The 16,345-nt window shown below is 44.2% G+C and carries 13 protein-coding genes; 7 read left to right on the forward strand and 6 right to left on the reverse strand.

Translation table 11 applies throughout. From position 1 onward, the window contains the following. Positions 1-27 precede the first annotated feature (27 nt). Complete coding sequence (locus tag CZ794_RS10210; RefSeq protein WP_087041484.1) at positions 28-1,461, reverse strand: L-serine ammonia-lyase; 1,434 nt, start codon at positions 1,459-1,461, stop codon at positions 28-30. A 569-nt stretch (positions 1,462-2,030) separates the two neighbouring features. On the opposite strand from CZ794_RS10210, the gene CZ794_RS10215 reads away from it, so the two are divergent. Then, a complete protein-coding gene (locus CZ794_RS10215; protein ID WP_256958938.1) occupies positions 2,031-3,479 on the forward strand; it encodes a solute carrier family 23 protein in 1,449 nt (482 codons plus the stop codon). 96 nt (positions 3,480-3,575) lie between these two features. On the opposite strand, the gene CZ794_RS10220 is transcribed toward CZ794_RS10215, so the two are convergent. Next, the gene (locus CZ794_RS10220; RefSeq protein ID WP_087041485.1) at positions 3,576-4,508 is read right to left on the reverse strand and encodes a DMT family transporter; all 933 of its coding nucleotides are present in this window, start codon (positions 4,506-4,508) and stop codon (positions 3,576-3,578) included. A gap of 299 nt (positions 4,509-4,807) precedes the next feature. Between CZ794_RS10220 and CZ794_RS10225 the strand changes: the two genes are divergently transcribed. Continuing rightward, complete coding sequence (locus tag CZ794_RS10225; protein WP_087041486.1) at positions 4,808-5,836, forward strand: WG repeat-containing protein; 1,029 nt, start codon at positions 4,808-4,810, stop codon at positions 5,834-5,836. A gap of 134 nt (positions 5,837-5,970) precedes the next feature. Here CZ794_RS10225 and CZ794_RS10230 read toward each other — a convergent pair whose 3' ends face one another. Continuing rightward, the gene (locus tag CZ794_RS10230) at positions 5,971-7,014 is read right to left on the reverse strand and encodes an alpha/beta fold hydrolase (RefSeq protein ID WP_087041487.1); all 1,044 of its coding nucleotides are present in this window, start codon (positions 7,012-7,014) and stop codon (positions 5,971-5,973) included. Between the two features lie 32 nt (positions 7,015-7,046). Continuing rightward, a complete protein-coding gene (locus CZ794_RS10235) occupies positions 7,047-7,211 on the reverse strand; it encodes a rubredoxin (protein ID WP_087041488.1) in 165 nt (54 codons plus the stop codon). Between the two features lie 353 nt (positions 7,212-7,564). Between CZ794_RS10235 and CZ794_RS10240 the strand changes: the two genes are divergently transcribed. Beyond that, positions 7,565-8,131, forward strand: a complete 567-nt coding sequence (locus tag CZ794_RS10240; RefSeq protein WP_087041489.1) for an adenine phosphoribosyltransferase — start codon at positions 7,565-7,567, stop codon at positions 8,129-8,131. 121 nt (positions 8,132-8,252) lie between these two features. Here CZ794_RS10240 and CZ794_RS10245 read toward each other — a convergent pair whose 3' ends face one another. Then, positions 8,253-8,771, reverse strand: coding sequence for a hypothetical protein (locus tag CZ794_RS10245; protein WP_087041490.1), 519 nt, complete (start codon positions 8,769-8,771; stop codon positions 8,253-8,255). A 123-nt stretch (positions 8,772-8,894) separates the two neighbouring features. Continuing rightward, positions 8,895-9,836: a transaldolase gene (locus tag CZ794_RS10250; RefSeq protein ID WP_087041491.1), complete on the reverse strand. Its 942-nt coding sequence runs from the start codon at positions 9,834-9,836 to the stop codon at positions 8,895-8,897. A gap of 393 nt (positions 9,837-10,229) precedes the next feature. Between CZ794_RS10250 and pheA the strand changes: the two genes are divergently transcribed. The 4 genes from pheA (at position 10,230) to rarD (ending at position 16,253) form a co-directional block, all read left to right on the forward strand. Further along, a complete protein-coding gene (gene pheA / locus CZ794_RS10255) occupies positions 10,230-11,411 on the forward strand; it encodes a prephenate dehydratase (RefSeq protein ID WP_087041492.1) in 1,182 nt (393 codons plus the stop codon). Between the two features lie 84 nt (positions 11,412-11,495). Continuing rightward, positions 11,496-12,638, forward strand: a complete 1,143-nt coding sequence (hisC, locus tag CZ794_RS10260; RefSeq protein WP_087041493.1) for a histidinol-phosphate transaminase — start codon at positions 11,496-11,498, stop codon at positions 12,636-12,638. 140 nt (positions 12,639-12,778) lie between these two features. Further along, on the forward strand, positions 12,779-15,082 hold the full coding sequence (locus CZ794_RS10265; RefSeq protein WP_256958953.1) for a bifunctional prephenate dehydrogenase/3-phosphoshikimate 1-carboxyvinyltransferase: 2,304 nt from the start codon (positions 12,779-12,781) through the stop codon (positions 15,080-15,082). A 220-nt stretch (positions 15,083-15,302) separates the two neighbouring features. Further along, positions 15,303-16,253, forward strand: coding sequence for an EamA family transporter RarD (rarD, locus tag CZ794_RS10270; protein WP_087041495.1), 951 nt, complete (start codon positions 15,303-15,305; stop codon positions 16,251-16,253). Positions 16,254-16,345: the final 92 nt, after the last annotated feature.

Consider the following 16,345-nt stretch of genomic DNA (forward strand, 5'->3'; position numbering starts at 1 on the left):
GTATGTATAGCAGAGCAGTGATTGATACTAGCATTGACTGTAGTTAACTGTAACACCGCGAGTCGCAGTAGGAATGCGATTGTCTGCATAGACAGCTAAGCCACCACGAGCCGTTTCTTTATATTTATCAGACATATCTGCACCTGTCTGTTTCATGGTTTCTATTGCTTTATCTAAAGAAACAAAGTGCTGACCATTACCTCTACAAGCAAGCCGTGCTGCATTGATGGCTTTGACGGCACCCATGGCATTACGTTCGATACATGGTACTTGTACCAAGCCGCCAATTGGGTCACAAGTCAAACCTAAGTTATGCTCAATACCAATTTCAGCAGCATTCAAACATTGTGCCGGCGAGCCATCCATGATTTCTGCCAATGCCGAGCCTGCCATAGCACAAGCCGAACCCACTTCACCCTGACAGCCAACTTCAGCACCAGAGATCGACGCATTTTGCTTAATTAAGCTGCCGATTGCCGTGGCATTTAATAAAAATTTACGTACGCCATCTTGGCTATAATTGGGCAGAAAATCCCGATAGTAATGCAACACGGCTGGAATGATACCGGCAGCACCGTTGGTTGGGGCAGTGACGACTTTACCACCGTTGGCATTTTCTTCATTGACGGCAAGCGCATACAAATCGACCCAATCCATAGCGGCAAGTTTATCTGTCTTCGATATAGGCTGATCTTTTTCGGTACATAGCTGCGAGTACAAGCCTTGTGCACGGCGCTTTACATCCAAACCACCTGGTAAGATACCGCCATTTTCACAACCTTGCTTGACACAATCTTGCATCACGTCCCAAATGCTGTCCAAGTAAGCAAAGATTTCTTCTTTGTCATGGAAGTAGCATTCGTTTGCTAAGACCAAGTCACTGATGCTAAGGCCGTGCTGAGAGCATTGATCCAAAAGCTCTGCGGCGTTGTTGAAGGGATAAGGGACTCGATCAATCGTTGGGCTGGCTTGATCTTCATCAGGATTGGTAGCATCTTCTTCATTGATGACAAAGCCGCCGCCGACTGAGTAATAAGTCTGCTGATATCGAGTGCCATCTTGCAATATTGCTCGAAGGGTCATTGCATTAGGATGATAAGGCAAAACGGTATCATCGTACCAATAAATATCTTGCTCTGTATCAAACGCAACGGTATGCACGCCCGAGACATTCAACGTTTTATCAGAAAAAATAGGGGACAGATAACGACTGGTCATACGGGTATCGATGGTACTAGGCGTATGACCAAGTAATCCGAGCAGTATCGCTGTATCCGTGGCATGTCCTTTGCCTGTGGCAGCCAAAGAACCATAAAGCTCGATTTCTATTTTTTCAACTGTCTGTAATTCTGCTTGTTGGCTTAGTGAGGCCAAAAATAAATTTGCCGCTACCATTGGGCCGACGGTATGAGAGCTTGATGGGCCAATACCAATTTTGAATAAATCAAAGACACTAATCATAATAAATTACCGAAAATTTGGAGCGCTTGAGTATGGGACATCCATTCCCAAAAGCACTTTTACGAAAAATATGAGAGACAGCGGGCACTTTTATGCAATCGTAAAAATAGGCATAAGATGCTGTCTATGAAAATGTGTAAATCAAAGAGTGTACATGGTGACTGAATAATAACTTTTATTTATTTTGAAACTCCGTTATCATGCTCGGAGTCAGTAGTTATGTAACATCCTGTAAGTGCTCATCGCCATAGTGTACATCGAGTCGTAGACGATTAAAACCAGTTCCAGTAGAACACATCTGACCTTATACCTCTATCAAAGAATGACCATCATACCAAATCGTACTTTTGGTTTGTTATATGAGAACATAAATGAATGAATAAATAAGGATGGCATATTATAGATGGGAATATATAGAGTTGCTATGGATAAAATAGCCAATGACATAATAATCCTATCGACTGTCCCTGTGGCTGACTCAATACATTTTTATTCAAGACAGTTTTATTCAGTTTCTATTTCATCAGTTATTTTAGCCTATTACTTTAGCCAACATAGGACAAGCGCGCATGCCCTCTCAAACAGATCCTTCCATACCTGCAGAAAACAGCGCTAAAAACCAGTCGGCTCACAATGCCTTGGAGGGTGCAGCTATAGACTCAGCCTCTAGCGTTTACTCACATAATCCAGATTTTGAAAACGGGCGCTGGTTTCCAACATGGCAGCCTTACAAAGGCAATCTAGACCGTGACCCAGTGGGTATTAATGAGTATTTGCCACCATCAAAAAGTGTCCTATTGGGGGTGCAACATACGTTTGCAATGTTTGGCGCGACCGTACTCGCGCCGCTTTTGATGGGGTTTGATCCTAATCTGGCAATCTTGATGTCTGGTATTTGTACAGTGATGTTTTTTGTGATCACTGGTGGACGCATGCCAAGTTATTTGGGTTCAAGCTTTGCATTTATTGGCCCAGTTATCGCTGTGACAGCTTACGCGGGGGCAGGATTTAATGACAACTTGAATGTCGCTTTGGGCGGCATCATGGCTTGCGGTATCATTTATGCCTTGATCGGGCTACTGGTAATGAAGACGGGCACAGGCTGGATCGAGCGATTGATGCCACCAATTGTGACAGGTGCCATTGTGATGATTATTGGTCTAAATTTAGCACCAGTCACTATTCAAGGTGTCTCTACCAATCAGTTCGATGCGTGGATGGCCACGTTGACGGTATTACTCATCAGTGTCGTGGCTGTATTTACTAGAGGTATGTTACGTCGTTTGTTGTTGCTTGTGGGGTTGGTGCTGTCTTATATTGCCTACTTTGTAATGACCAATATACTAGGCTTTGGAGTAGCCATTGATTTTAGTAGTGTGGCAGCGGCTTCATGGTTTGGACTGCCAAGCATTCATACGCCGCGATTTGAGATGAGCGCTATTATTTTAATTGCTCCAGTGGCCTTTATTTTGGTTGCCGAAAACTTAGGACACTTTAAAGCCGTTGAGGGGATGACCAAGGCACGAGTAACGCCTTATATGGGTCGCGCCTTCTTTGCGGATGGTCTTGCGACGACGTTTTCGGCAGGGTTTGGTGGCACAGGTGTCACCACGTATGCTGAAAACATCGGTGTAATGGCGGTGACAAAGGTGTATAGCACCACAATATTTGTGGTTGCGGGTTTGGTTGCCATCTTACTAGGACTGTCACCAAAATTTGGTGCCATTATTCAGACCATTCCAGCGGCATTGTTGGGCGGTGCCTCTATCGTGGTGTTTGGTTTGATTGCGGTGGCAGGGGTAAAAATCTGGATAGACAGTCACATTGATTTTAGCAAAAACAGCAACCTAGTTATCGCTGCTGTCACTGTCATCATGGGTACAGGTAACTTTAGCCTGCACTTAGGTGGTTTTGATTTGGGCGGTATCGGTACGGCTACTTTGGCCGCTATTATACTCAATGCTTTATTCAATTATGGATCTGAGGCAAAAGATATCAAAAAATCACTGGCCCAGTAATCAGGCTTATAGCCGTCGGTTATTGATGAAGTTCACATAGTTAAAAGGGCGCTTCTTTATATAAGAGAAGCGCCTTTTTTACAAAAAATATTAAGCTTATTTGTAATCGCGCTTATAAAACCGTGAAAAGAATCGATAGCGGCGTAGGGCGCGCGGCTTAGGTTTTAAAGAGCCCAAATAAATGGCAAACATGGTTAATAGCGCACCGCTCCATTGTAAGGTATTGATGGGCTTATCCAGCCAGCTGTAGTCGATGACCAATGCAGCAATAGGCTCTGTCAATAGCAACAATCCAGTCAATGCCAAGGACAGCTTAGGGATGGAGTAAGCGATAAGACCCCAAGCTAAGCATTGCATCACCGTGCCATAGATCAGTATCCAGCCAATCTCCGACCACGTATTGGGTAAAATATTGCCCATATCAAATACTAGCATTGGGACAATCATTGCTAAGACGCCGCCAATGCTAATCAATTGCATGAGCATAAATATGGGTGTTGGTTCCGTATCATGTGTTTTTCGGATAAAAGTCATGGAGGCCGCCAGCATTGCCCCAGACAAAATACCACTGACAAACCCCCACGTGGCCGCTGTATTGTGTGCAAATTCAGGACTGCCGATCATCGCAACCCCAATCATGGCCAAAAATAAGCTGATGAGCTGAATGATGGATTGACGCTCATTGAAGTATAAAAACCCAATCGCCGCTAAGAAAAAGATCTGGAGGCTATTGAGTAGCGTCGAGATACCAGGGCCGACCGCATAAATACTCTCGTGCCAAAGCGCCAAATCCAACCCTAAAAAGACACCAGACAATAAGCTGTAAAAAATAGCGCGCCTTGAGCGAGGTAGACGTTGGCCCATCATTTTGGCCAAAGCGGCAAATACGATGCCAGAAATTAATAATCGCCAAAAAGACATCGCCCAGCCACCGACATCCACGTGAGCGACAATCAAACTACCCAGTCCAAATATGACACAACCAATGACTAAGCCAATAGGTGCAGAGCGTGAAGAAGCGATAGTCATAGACTGTCCTTAAATCAGTATTATTTTTTTAGTGGTTTAACGGTACTATCAACGTAGGGCATATTGTCGAGGGTTTGATCCTAAATTGAAATGCCTAAATGCTCATTTCTGTTTATTTTTTAGATGACAGCTCATCATATTTAGTTTTTAAGGGTCAAGGGATGTATACAGTCTGGTCACGTGCGTGCAGGAATGATAGTCGCGTAGATAACAGTGTTTATCGCTTTAGTGGTTTATAATGAGGGTAGGTTATCTACATTTGTATTAAAAATTTTCATATCATCAGTCTAGGTTTACTTATGTTTCGACGTTTATTATCAAAACGCCAGCCTTCTTTGATACTCGGTTTGCCGCGAACATTGTCGCACTCTGGTTTAACGCTGAGTATTTTATCTGGCGCTCTACTTATGATGCCAACTGCTCAAGCGGCCAGTTGTAAAATTCCCAAAAGTTACTATAAGAATGTTTCTTGCACCGCAAACAGTGGCTATTTTTTAGCTATAAAGGATTTCGGCGCGCCCGTGGCATTGCTCAACAATAAAGGCAAAAGCGTGGTGGATCTGTCACGCTATCAAAAAGTCGATGCCAATAAGTTGTCAGGTGGCCTGCTGCCAGTACAGCGTAACAATCGAGTCGGTTATCTTAATATGAAGGGCCGCGAAGTCGTTCCTGCAATGTATGATGTGCTCTCAGAGAGTCAAGATTGGGCGCGTCCAGTATCTGATGGGCGCATTGTAGTAAAAAAAGACGGTAATTATGGCGTCATTAATACTGCCAACAAAACTATCGTGCCATTTTCGGCAGCCATTAGTGATATTGATGATTATCAAAATGGCATGGCACGGGTACGTAAAAACCGAGCAGTCAGCTGGCTTGATAAAAATGGTAAGACAACAAGTGAACCAAGTAATGCTGATGGGGACGAATTTGCGGCTAAATCGTCGGCGAATAAAAACAGTAGTGCCTCCGCCCAGACCAAGCAAGCTGCGTCCAATCGCTTTACAACGCTGGATGCGCGTCAGCAGGATGGCAAATGGGGCTACGTCGATGACAATAATGTGACTATGATTACCTATTCATTTGATGAAGCACGGCCATTCTCTGAAGGATTGGCTGGCGTACGTATCGGTAAGGATTGGGGGTTTATCAATCTTGGCGGTGAGCTTGTGATACCGTTTCGATTTTCTAATAGCGGTGTGTCAGCCAAAGGCAGCTATAAAGGTCAGTCGGCATTTATATTCAAAGACGGCAAGGCTTGGATTGGTAATTTAAAGAACGGTAATAAGATGTGCGTTGACACAAAAGGGGAAGGGGTTCGCTGTGAATAAAACCTGCATCTATGTAGACGATTTACTATGAGATAACCCCTCTGTTATTGGTATAAAAAAGAGTGTAACGCCTATTAATATATCAATAGGTTTTACACTCTTTTTTATTATCGATTTGCTCAGACAATCAAATACTAAGATGACTTAGCCAATAAGTGATTACTGATCAAGTCAACCATATAAGGCTGATAATACTCAGGGATATCGTGTGCCATCCCTTCAATTAAGTGGAATTTAGCATTGGGAATGGTTTTGGCTACCACGCGTCCTTGTGAGGGAGGTAGCAATCCATCTGCGCTACCATGTAGGACGATAGTAGGCGCTTTGACTTGTTTACTAAAGCGGCTGATAGAGCCAGATGCCAAAATGGCGTTAAGCTGCTGCACGGTACCAAGCGGATGAAAATTGCGCTGATAACGTAGCTTAGCAATCTCACGCACCATACGTACATTGACATGCCCAGGCGTACCAACCGTCTTCATGAACCAAACACTATGGCGTACAATGTCGCGCTCAGAGTGGCTTTCAGGACGGTTGATGAGGGTATAAAGCTGCTTGGGTTTTGGTGGACGCAAAAATGCACGATTGGTTGAGGTAAACATCAAGGCCATGCGTTTGACAAGGCTTGGATAACGCGCGGCCACAATCTGTGCAATCATCCCGCCCATAGAAGCGCCAAGCAGATGCGTCGGACCGAGGTTAAGAGCCTTTATCAAACGGGCAGTATCTTCTGCCATATCTGTCAGGTTGTAAGCAACGGGCGCGCCTTTATTAGAAAGCCCTGTTTGCAAGCGCATCATCATTTTGAATTGGCTGATACGCGGCAGTCCCTCAATCTGGACTTTAGAGGACAAGCCAATATCGCGATTGTCAAAGCGAATGACAAAAAACCCTGCATCAATAAAGCGCTTGATAAAGTTGTCTGGCCAAAATACCATTTGAGAACCAAGTCCCATCACCATCAATAGAGGAGGGTTATTGGGATTGCCACCCGCTTCCACACAAAGCTCGATACCATCACCAATATCAATCATTGCTTGGTAAAGATGCTCGCTCAGGTCAGAATCACCCCATTGATGTTCACCAAATTTCTGCCACTCAGGTGTTGGGTAGCTGCTCGCAGGTTCAGCCAAGCTCTCAGACAATTTGGTGTCATTGCTATCGTTTGATTTTGTCATGAAGTATCCTAATTAGAGGAGAGGGTCATCTACTAAATCTCAAGCATCTCAAAATCTAGCTTGCCAACACCGCACTCTGGACAAGTCCAGTCATCAGGAATGTCATCCCATTTGGTGCCGGGTGCGATGCCTTCTTCAGGACAGCCGAGCTCTTCATCGTATATCCAGCCGCAGACAATACATTCATAACGTTTCATAAATAGTCCTATCGATCATTACCAGTCTTACAGTAAATTGTTAATGCACATGTTTAGAATCACAGTCACCATATTGGACTGCAAAAACGCACGTAGTTTAGCATATAACCTTTGCTATATGGCTAGGGTTTTCGTAGTTAAGTTTACACTTGTATATTGAGATAAATAGTCTTTTATCAAGGCCATTGATTGTAGATTTTTAAAATCAATGGCGCTATGAGACGGCTGATGACTCAACATCTCTATCAGCTGTGATATAATCATCACCGAAAAATTATCGCGATTGTTAGCACTTAAGATCGTTATAGTATTACTTTATACTGTTATCTAAGCCATATACATTAAGGGTTATTATGAGCAGCAATGCCGCTATATCCGCGAACAACGACACTAAACCTTCTGACCTGCTCAATACGGACCATCAGTTTTGGCAAATCATCCGTACCGTACCAGACTTCCCAAAAGTCGGCATTGACTTTTATGATATTACGCCGTTATTGCGCAGTCATATCAATGAGGTCATTGATGCATTAATCGCAGCTTTGCCAGAAGGGTTGTTGGATGAAGTCGATTGTTTGGGCGCCGTCGAAGCACGCGGTTTTGTGTTTGCAAGCTTGCTGGCAGGTCGATTGGGCAAGGGCATGATTTTGCTACGCAAGCCTGGTAAGTTACCACCGCCAGTGGCGAACAAAGCGTATGCATTAGAATATGGAAAAGACACTCTTGAGATGCAAAACAATTTGCCACCTGAGCGTGTCTTGCTTGTTGATGATATCTTAGCCACGGGTGGCACGTTGACCACGGCTTATGAGCTTTGCCAATCAGCAAGCCACACTGTGGTCGGTGCATTGGTGTTGCTAGATTTGGTCGATTTACACGGTGAGTTTCCTGTACCCGTGTATACGGTACTAAAGGCTTAAGCAGATCGTTGCGCTATTTTTATGAACTAAGATTATTCTTATAAACTAAGATGACTATAAGAAAAAAGCGCGCTGATATCGCTCAGCGCGCTTTTTTATTGACTCATTTAAACTCAAACCATTAAACCGATTTTTGGCCATCTTGATAGCTTTTACAGGCTTGATCGACGATGAGGCGACCAATCGTTTTGGGAGTAGTAACGACAAAATCTTTGGTCGTTAGTATGGGCTTTTCTGATTGCCAAGATTTGATGACTTTATCGTCAGCGCCATAGTCCACATAAGCTCTTTTATAGTAGCTTGCATCTTTGCAGGAAATCAATAACTGCTGATCGCTATGATGAAGTGTGGTGTCTTGACTGGCCTTATCTTTGATTGCCTTGGTTTCTTTCGTTGCTGCACCATCTTTGCCATCATTTTTCTGTGCAGAGTTTTTTTGAGTCGGGTAGGTTCTACGAATCGAAACCGTGATATTGTCCATAGGTTTTTTATCTATGACACTGATGTCAGAGCTTTCGATGGAGTTCAAATCGACACTAAAAATAGTTCCAGTAGGACTTTCTGATACTTTTGACCAGTTCACTGCATTTGCGCTGACTGCTAGAGCACTCCCTGCCAATAATACTGATAGCCGTTTCATAATAAAGCCTTGAATAGGGTTGTGAAAAGTAGGCCATAATAGCCAACTTACTGTGAGCAGGCAAATATCTTTTAAGAAGATTGCCTACTCCTAGTATATCGTCAATGACCCTATGTGCTTGTATTAATTGCGCATCGCTGCCAGCATTTGAGCAAGCTCGTCACGAGCGCCAATGAAGCCATCAATACCTTTTGGCAGTAAATCTTGTGTGACGGTATCTTGTTGATAGGCAGTACTGAACTCTTCATGCGTTAAGCTGACTCGTGCCATATCTGCCATTTCTAGTGACATACTCGGTGATAGCTCTCGCGTAACATCGGCATCCATTGCTGCTAACTCATCGATAAGATCGGGCGCGATGGTTAATAAGTCGCATCCTGCTAATGCTAGTATCTGCTCTGTTGAGCGAAAGCTGGCTCCCATTACCTGTGTGCGATAATCATGCTGCTTGTAGTATTGGTAAATACGTTTTACGGACTGTACGCCCATATCGTCTGAAGCCGGGACGTTTTGACGGTTTTGTTGACGTTTTTGCCAATCCAAAATGCGACCAACGAAAGGCGATATCAGTGTCACGCCAGCATCAGCACAAGCGATTGCTTGGTGCTGTCCAAATAGCAAGGTCAAATTACAGTGAATACCTTGGGTCTCAAGATAGCGAGCGGCTTCGATGCCTTGCCAAGTGGCCGCCATTTTAATCAAGACACGCTCTGAATCAATGCCTGCTTTTTGGTAAGCTTCCATAAATTCCAAGGCTTTATCGATGGTCGCTCCAGTATCATAAGACAAACGGGCATCAACTTCTGTAGAAACCCGACCCTCAATAAGCGCTAAAATATCACAGCCAATTTGTATGGTAAGGGCATCAATCACCGCATCTACATTGCCATTATGACGGCTCATGGTTTCAGACAGCATGCCTTGATTGTCAGGATGGATCAGTGCTTTGGTAATAAGGCTGGGGTTGGTGGTTGCGTCGATAGGCTTTAGGCGGGCAATCGCATGTAGATCACCAGTATCAGCAACAATAGTAGTCATGGTGCGAAGTTGTTGTAAAGCGCTCATCAAATATCCTTTTTTGGTTATAAATTTATATTCTTATTGATAAAGTGGTTGGCTATCGGCAGTAAACTGTATCATAGTTTTGAGCCTATGTTACTTCATAGTTGCACTAAGCGGCGCTGACATAGGTCATAGTTTTGCTGATATTGATGAGCTTATCTATTTTTATAACCGTTTACATCCATTTACGCATGGGCACTGAGCACAGTTTTTGTTATAGTAGACCCGAGCGGATTTCTGTCTGCCGTATTTACCATTTATAGTATGGTGCGTTTAAGATAACCATAAAAGATAAGACTGGTAGGGCACAATATTTTTGATAGACTGGTCTATTGCATATTAAAATCAACACAGTAATACTTAACAGATTATAAAATCTAAGAAGGATGGGCGGTAATGAGTGAGCAGTCAACAGAGCAAAACATGGATAATTTGAATCAAGCCATCGCAGGCACTAACGACGCTGCAACTGAAAAAGAGTTTTTGGATAATATTCGTCAAAATATTGATGCAGTAGATTGCGAAATCCAAACATTAATCAATAATCGCGCGAAATTGGCTCAGCAAGTGGCGGCCGTGAAAAAAAGCCATACAGCCAATAATTCCTCTACTGACAATAGTAACCCTATTTTTTATCGTCCAGAGCGAGAGGCTCAAGTCCTAAAAGCGGTCATGGCACGTAATACTGGGCCGATTGCTGATGAAAAAATGGCTCGCTTATTCCGTGAGATTATGTCGGTTTGTTTGGATTTAGAAGCGCCGCAGCGTATTGCTTTCTTAGGACCTGTTGGCACCTTCACACATGCAGCTGCCCTCAAGCATTTCGGTAAAGCGGCTGATACAGTCCCTATGACAACTATTACGGATGTCTTCCGTGAAGTCGAAGCAGGAACCGCCATGTATGGTGTGGTGCCTGTCGAAAACTCGTCAGAAGGCGTGGTCAATCACACTTTGGATGGCTTCTTATCCTCTAGTCTCAAAATCATTGGTGAAGTTGAATTGCCCATTCACCAAAACTTTTTAGTGGCAGAACACACCAAAATCGATGGCTTAAGCCGTATTTATTCGCATCAGCAGTCATTGGCTCAGTGCCGTCATTGGCTGGATGTGAATTTTCCCAATGTTGAGCGCGTGGCGGTATCGAGCAATGGAGAAGCGGCACGTCGCTTGAAAAACGAATGGCATTCAGCAGCAATCGCAGGCGATGTGGCAGTTGCAGAGTATGGCTTACACAAGTTGTATTCCAATATTGAAGACAACCCAAGTAACACTACGCGCTTTCTTATCATAGGACATGAAGCCATTGCGCCGTCAGGTCAGGATAAGACCTCTATCGTGGTATCAGCGCATGATAAAGCGGGCGCATTGATCGAGATATTGAAGCCGTTGTCTTATCATGGTGTCTCAATGACTAGTATCGAAACCCGTCCTGAACGCCCTAATAAGTGGGCATACGTCTTCTTTATTGATATGAATGGTCATATCGAGGACGCAAACGTGAAAGCCGCCATTAATGATATTCGCCCATTAGTAAAAGATGTACGTATACTGGGCTCTTATCCGAAAGCCGTTTTATAGTTTGATGTAGCGTTTGTAATAAGCATTACCTAATCCAGCAGGCTTAACCCATAATAGATGTCTGACCACGTCTAAGGATAATTCATGAAGTCTACTCAAGCGACAGAGTCAAACTTATTACCGCTAGTGCCTGCCTATGATAGTATTCTAGAGTTGGCACCTTATCAAACGGGAAAGCCCGTTGAAGAGTTGACGCGTGAGTATGGCATCGCGGATGTGGTAAAACTTGCCAGTAATGAAAATCCAATGGGATGCTCGCCGCATGTGACGCTGGCTGTAACTGAGCAGCTGGGTCAGCTGGCGCGTTATCCTGATGGTAATGGCTATTATCTCAAGCAGGCATTGGCGGATTTTAATGAGGTCGACGTTAAGCAGATCACATTAGGTAATGGATCAAATGATCTATTAGATATTTTGGCGCGCAGTTTTGCCGGTACTGATGATGCGATTGTGTATAGCCAATATGCCTTTATTATTTATCCGATGCTGGCAAAAATGCAAGGCGCAACAGGCATAGAGGTGCCTGCTCATCGTTTTGGACATGATCTAAAAGCCATGACTCAGGCAGTGCAAGACAATCCCAATACTAAGATGGTATTTATTGCCAATCCTAATAACCCAACGGGTACGCAGCTTGAGCACAAAGCATTGCGTGAGTTTGTCGCTAGTGTGCCACGCGCTGTATTGGTGGTGTTAGACGAAGCCTATATTGAGTACAGTCCCGAGAGTAACAATCGTGCCTTGCTGGACGAGTTTGATAACGTCGTCATCGTGCGCACTTTTTCTAAAGCCTATGGGCTAGCAGGATTGCGTATCGGCTATGCATTAAGCTCAGTGGCAGTGGCAGAATTGTTAAATCGTATCCGTCAGCCATTTAACGTCAGCCGTATTGGTTTAGCCGCTGCTGCTGCTGCTCTTGCTGATCAAGATTTTATTGAAAAAACCCGTCAGATGAATGATGAGCAAATGCGCTGGCTTGAAAAGCAGTTCGATGCGTTAGGACTGGGATTTATCAAATCGCATGCCAATTTTATCATGGTCGAGGTAGAAGTTGAGATGGAGGACACAACAGCCGCCGTGATTTATCAAGCGCTGCTTGAGCAAGGCGTTATCGTCCGTCCATTAACAGCTTATGGTCTGCCTAATTGGCTACGAATCACCGTCGGCGTGGCAGAAGACAATCTACGCTTGATTGATACCTTGCAATCTATCTTGACGGAAGATTGATACAGTCGTCAAAATTTTTAAGAGTCAGTCATTAAATTTTATACCACAAACATTGGATGGCTTTATCCATCTGGATGTTTGTTTGTACAATGAGAACAGTCGTGAGTCGTCAGCAAAAAAATCAAAAGAATAACAATCAAATCCTCTTAAATACTCAGCCGCCGTTGTTCAAACAAGTTTGTGTGATTGGACTTGGACTTATCGGCGCCAGTCTTGCGCAAGCCATTAAAGACAATGGTTTGAGTGAGCGGTTGGTGGCAGTTGATAGACATGCGCCAAGTATAGAAGAGGCCATCAAACAAGGTCTGCTAGAAGCCGGCAGCTCCACTTTGGGTGAGGTAGCAGCTGGTAGTGATTTGATCATCATTGCTGTGCCAGTACAGGCGGTACAAGCCGTATTCGCTGATATAAAACAAGCAATGGATAACGGACAGCTCGCATCTGATTGTATGATTACCGATGTCTGTAGCACAAAAGCCAATATCATTGATGCCGCCAAAGCAGTATTTACCTCGCTGCCTACAGGTTTGGTGCCCGCACATCCGATTGCTGGGGCTGAAAATTCAGGGTATCATGCCAGACGCGCCACTTTATTTGCCAATCATAGTGTCATTATTTGTGAGCTACCTACGACCAATCATGTTGCTATTGCTAAGCTGCGATTGTTGTGGGAGGCTGTGGGAGCAAAGGTGATGCCGATGGAGGCAACTCACCATGATGCCATACTGGCGCATACCAGTCATTTACCGCACTTACTAGCGTTCAATCTGGTGGAGCAGTTGGCCAGTCATGATGATAATTTGGATATGTTTCGCTACGCTGCTGGTGGATTCCGCGATTTTACGCGTATCGCCGCAAGCGACCCTAAAATGTGGCACGATATATTTTTTGCCAATCAAAACGCGATTGTCAGTGCGCTTGATGAGTATGGTGTCTATTTACAAACCATGCGTCAGCTGATCATCGATAAAGATTCAACCGCCCTGATGGGACTTTTGGGCCGTGCGCAAGCCGCGCGGCGACATTTCGGCCATATGTTAGCCAGCACCCCTTATACGGATACTTCTGCCATGTCAGCTTCTTATATTATTACGCCAAGCAATACCGTTTCGGGCACAATCACCATTCCTGGTGATAAGTCTATCTCTCATCGCAGTATCATGCTTGGTAGTCTTGCGACAGGCGTTACCCATGTCACTGGATTCTTAGAAGGCGAGGATGCGCTTGCGACGTTGCAAGCATTTCGTGATATGGGCGTGACCATTGAAGGGCCTGATAATGGCAAGTTGACCATTCATGGCGTTGGCATGAATGGCTTAAAGCCCAGCAAAACACCCTTATATATGGGCAACTCAGGCACCAGTATGCGCTTGCTGGCAGGTATTTTGGCAGCCCAACCATTTGACAGCGTGATGCTGGGTGACACCAGTCTCAATAAGCGCCCAATGGAGCGTGTGGCAGCACCATTACGTATGATGGGCGCTGTTATCCAAAGTACAGGCCATAGCGGCACTGCGCCACTCAGCATCACAGGTCGAGACACCGCGGGTAAGCCATTGCAAGGTATAAATTATGAGTTACCAGTTGCTTCTGCTCAGATTAAGTCTTGTCTATTGCTGGCAGGTCTGTGGAGTGAGGGTACAACAACCATCACTCAACCAGAAGTGAGCCGCGATCACACCGAACGTATGCTGTCAGCTTTTGGTTATCCTGTCACGGTTGATGGCAATCGCATCAGTGTAAAAGGAGGCGGTGCATTGGTAGGTGGGGATATCGCTGTCCCTGCCGATATATCATCAGCGGCTTTCTTTATGGTGGCGGCAGCGATCAGTCAAGGCAGTGAGTTGACTTTGACACAAGTGGGAATTAACCCCACGCGTACTGGCGTGATTGATATTCTAAAATTGATGAATGCAGACATTAGCCTAAGCAATGAGACATATGTGGGCGGTGAGCCAGTTGCAGACATTACTATTCGCAGCTCAAACTTGGTTGGTATAGAAATACCAGAGCATCTCGTACCGCTAGCAATTGATGAATTCCCAGTATTGTTTATTGCTGCTAGCTGTGCGCAAGGCCGTACGGTATTGACTGGTGCCAAAGAGCTGCGTGTCAAAGAATCTGATCGTATCGCAGTGATGGCTGAAGGATTACAAACACTTGGTATTGATTGTACGGTGACTGAAGATGGTCTCATTGTTGAGGGCAAGGGTGTGGTCAGTCAAAACGATCAAATAGACAATAGCCAACCTGTTTTCGGTGGTGGTCAGATTACCTCGCATCATGATCATCGTATTGCCATGAGCTTTGCGGTTGCGAGCTTACGGGCATCAGAGCAAATCATCATTGAGGGGACCGAGACGGTCAATACCAGCTTCCCAGGATTTGCTGAGCTTGCTAATCAGATTGGTATGTCCATCCAAGTTGAAGATACCAGCATTTAAGCTGATATCATTTTGAAGATGAGAGCACATTCTAATCTTTACATGAATGTATTTTAAAAGAGTGGTTATTTTTAGCAATGTGTTGATGTCTATGTAGGCATCAACACATTGCTTTTTAACTTGTATTTTATCTGTAGTAACCCTGCGTGCTTGCCTTTATCAATATAAGAAATCATCATGAGGTGAGGGCGCGCTTTGCTCTAAAACGTTGTACTGTATTATGGCTACTCAAGACGTTACCAAAAAACCCGTTACACCCATCAAAACAACCAGAAGTGGTATTTTAACTGCTCTTAGTGCTTTTTTTATCTGGGGTATTTTTCCATTATATTTTAAGCAGCTGGCAGCCTATGATGCGACTGAAATTATCGGTCACCGTATCGTTTGGACATTCGCATGCTTACTTATGGTATTGGTAGTGACCAAACGGTGGCAGTGGATTGATACGCTGAAGCAAAACCCTAGATGGATCGCGTTTTCTTTTATATCCGGTTTGATCATCGCCACCAATTGGCTTACGTATGTATGGGCGGTCAATCACGACCGTATACTCGAAGCCAGTTTGGGATATTTTATTGGCCCCTTAGTGGGTGTGGCGTTATCAATGATCTTGTTCAAAGAACGGTTGCGACCTTTGCAATGGATTGCTATTGGCTTTGCCCTTCTGTCTGTAGTGATTCAGGTGGTCATGCTTGGTAGCTTGCCTTGGATATCCCTGATACTGGCATTTAGTTTTAGTACTTATGGAACAATTCAGCGTCAAACGCCCCTAACGGCGGTCGATGCTATGTTTGTTGAGACAACCTTATTAGTGCCGATTTTCTTATGGTGGTTTTGGCAAGCAGATGTGGTCAGTAGTCAACTGAGCTTTTGGTTTAGTCCAAGCATTTGGCTATTGATGCTGGCAGGTCCTATTACATTGATACCGTTATTGCTGTTTAATAAATCGACTAAGATGGTGGCATTCAGTATCTTAAGCTTTATGAATTATCTGACACCGACCTTTATTTTCTTCTTGGCAGTATTTTATTATAAAGAGCCTTTTGATTTGCATCGCTTAGCAGTTTTTGGGCTGATTTGGCTCGGTCTATTATTATTCAGCATTGATTTGTGGCGTCATCGTCCCAGCAAAGCGCTAAAAGCCAAGCATTTACGTGAAGCCGCGTTGTAAGTATTTAAGTAATAAGGATTTGAGTAAAACTATCATAAACAAAAATTTTGGTAAAAATCTGAATTAAAGATTGAGCCGACAAGGATGAAAGC

This window comes from Psychrobacter sp. JB385 (genome assembly GCF_900163785.1).
Classification (GTDB): domain Bacteria; phylum Pseudomonadota; class Gammaproteobacteria; order Pseudomonadales; family Moraxellaceae; genus Psychrobacter.

Bases quoted from the DNA above. Each gene is read 5' to 3' on its own strand.
- CZ794_RS10210 (WP_087041484.1), bottom strand. From the start codon at position 1,461: ATGATTAGTGTCTTTGATTTATTCAAAATTGGTATTGGCCCATCAAGC.
- CZ794_RS10215 (WP_256958938.1), top strand. From the start codon at position 2,031: ATGCCCTCTCAAACAGATCCTTCCATACCTGCAGAAAACAGCGCTAAA.
- CZ794_RS10220 (WP_087041485.1), bottom strand. From the start codon at position 4,508: ATGACTATCGCTTCTTCACGCTCTGCACCTATTGGCTTAGTCATTGGT.
- CZ794_RS10225 (WP_087041486.1), top strand. From the start codon at position 4,808: ATGTTTCGACGTTTATTATCAAAACGCCAGCCTTCTTTGATACTCGGT.
- CZ794_RS10230 (WP_087041487.1), bottom strand. From the start codon at position 7,014: ATGACAAAATCAAACGATAGCAATGACACCAAATTGTCTGAGAGCTTG.
- CZ794_RS10235 (WP_087041488.1), bottom strand. From the start codon at position 7,211: ATGAAACGTTATGAATGTATTGTCTGCGGCTGGATATACGATGAAGAG.
- CZ794_RS10240 (WP_087041489.1), top strand. From the start codon at position 7,565: ATGAGCAGCAATGCCGCTATATCCGCGAACAACGACACTAAACCTTCT.
- CZ794_RS10245 (WP_087041490.1), bottom strand. From the start codon at position 8,771: ATGAAACGGCTATCAGTATTATTGGCAGGGAGTGCTCTAGCAGTCAGC.
- CZ794_RS10250 (WP_087041491.1), bottom strand. From the start codon at position 9,836: ATGAGCGCTTTACAACAACTTCGCACCATGACTACTATTGTTGCTGAT.
- pheA (WP_087041492.1), top strand. From the start codon at position 10,230: ATGAGTGAGCAGTCAACAGAGCAAAACATGGATAATTTGAATCAAGCC.
- hisC (WP_087041493.1), top strand. From the start codon at position 11,496: ATGAAGTCTACTCAAGCGACAGAGTCAAACTTATTACCGCTAGTGCCT.
- rarD (WP_087041495.1), top strand. From the start codon at position 15,303: ATGGCTACTCAAGACGTTACCAAAAAACCCGTTACACCCATCAAAACA.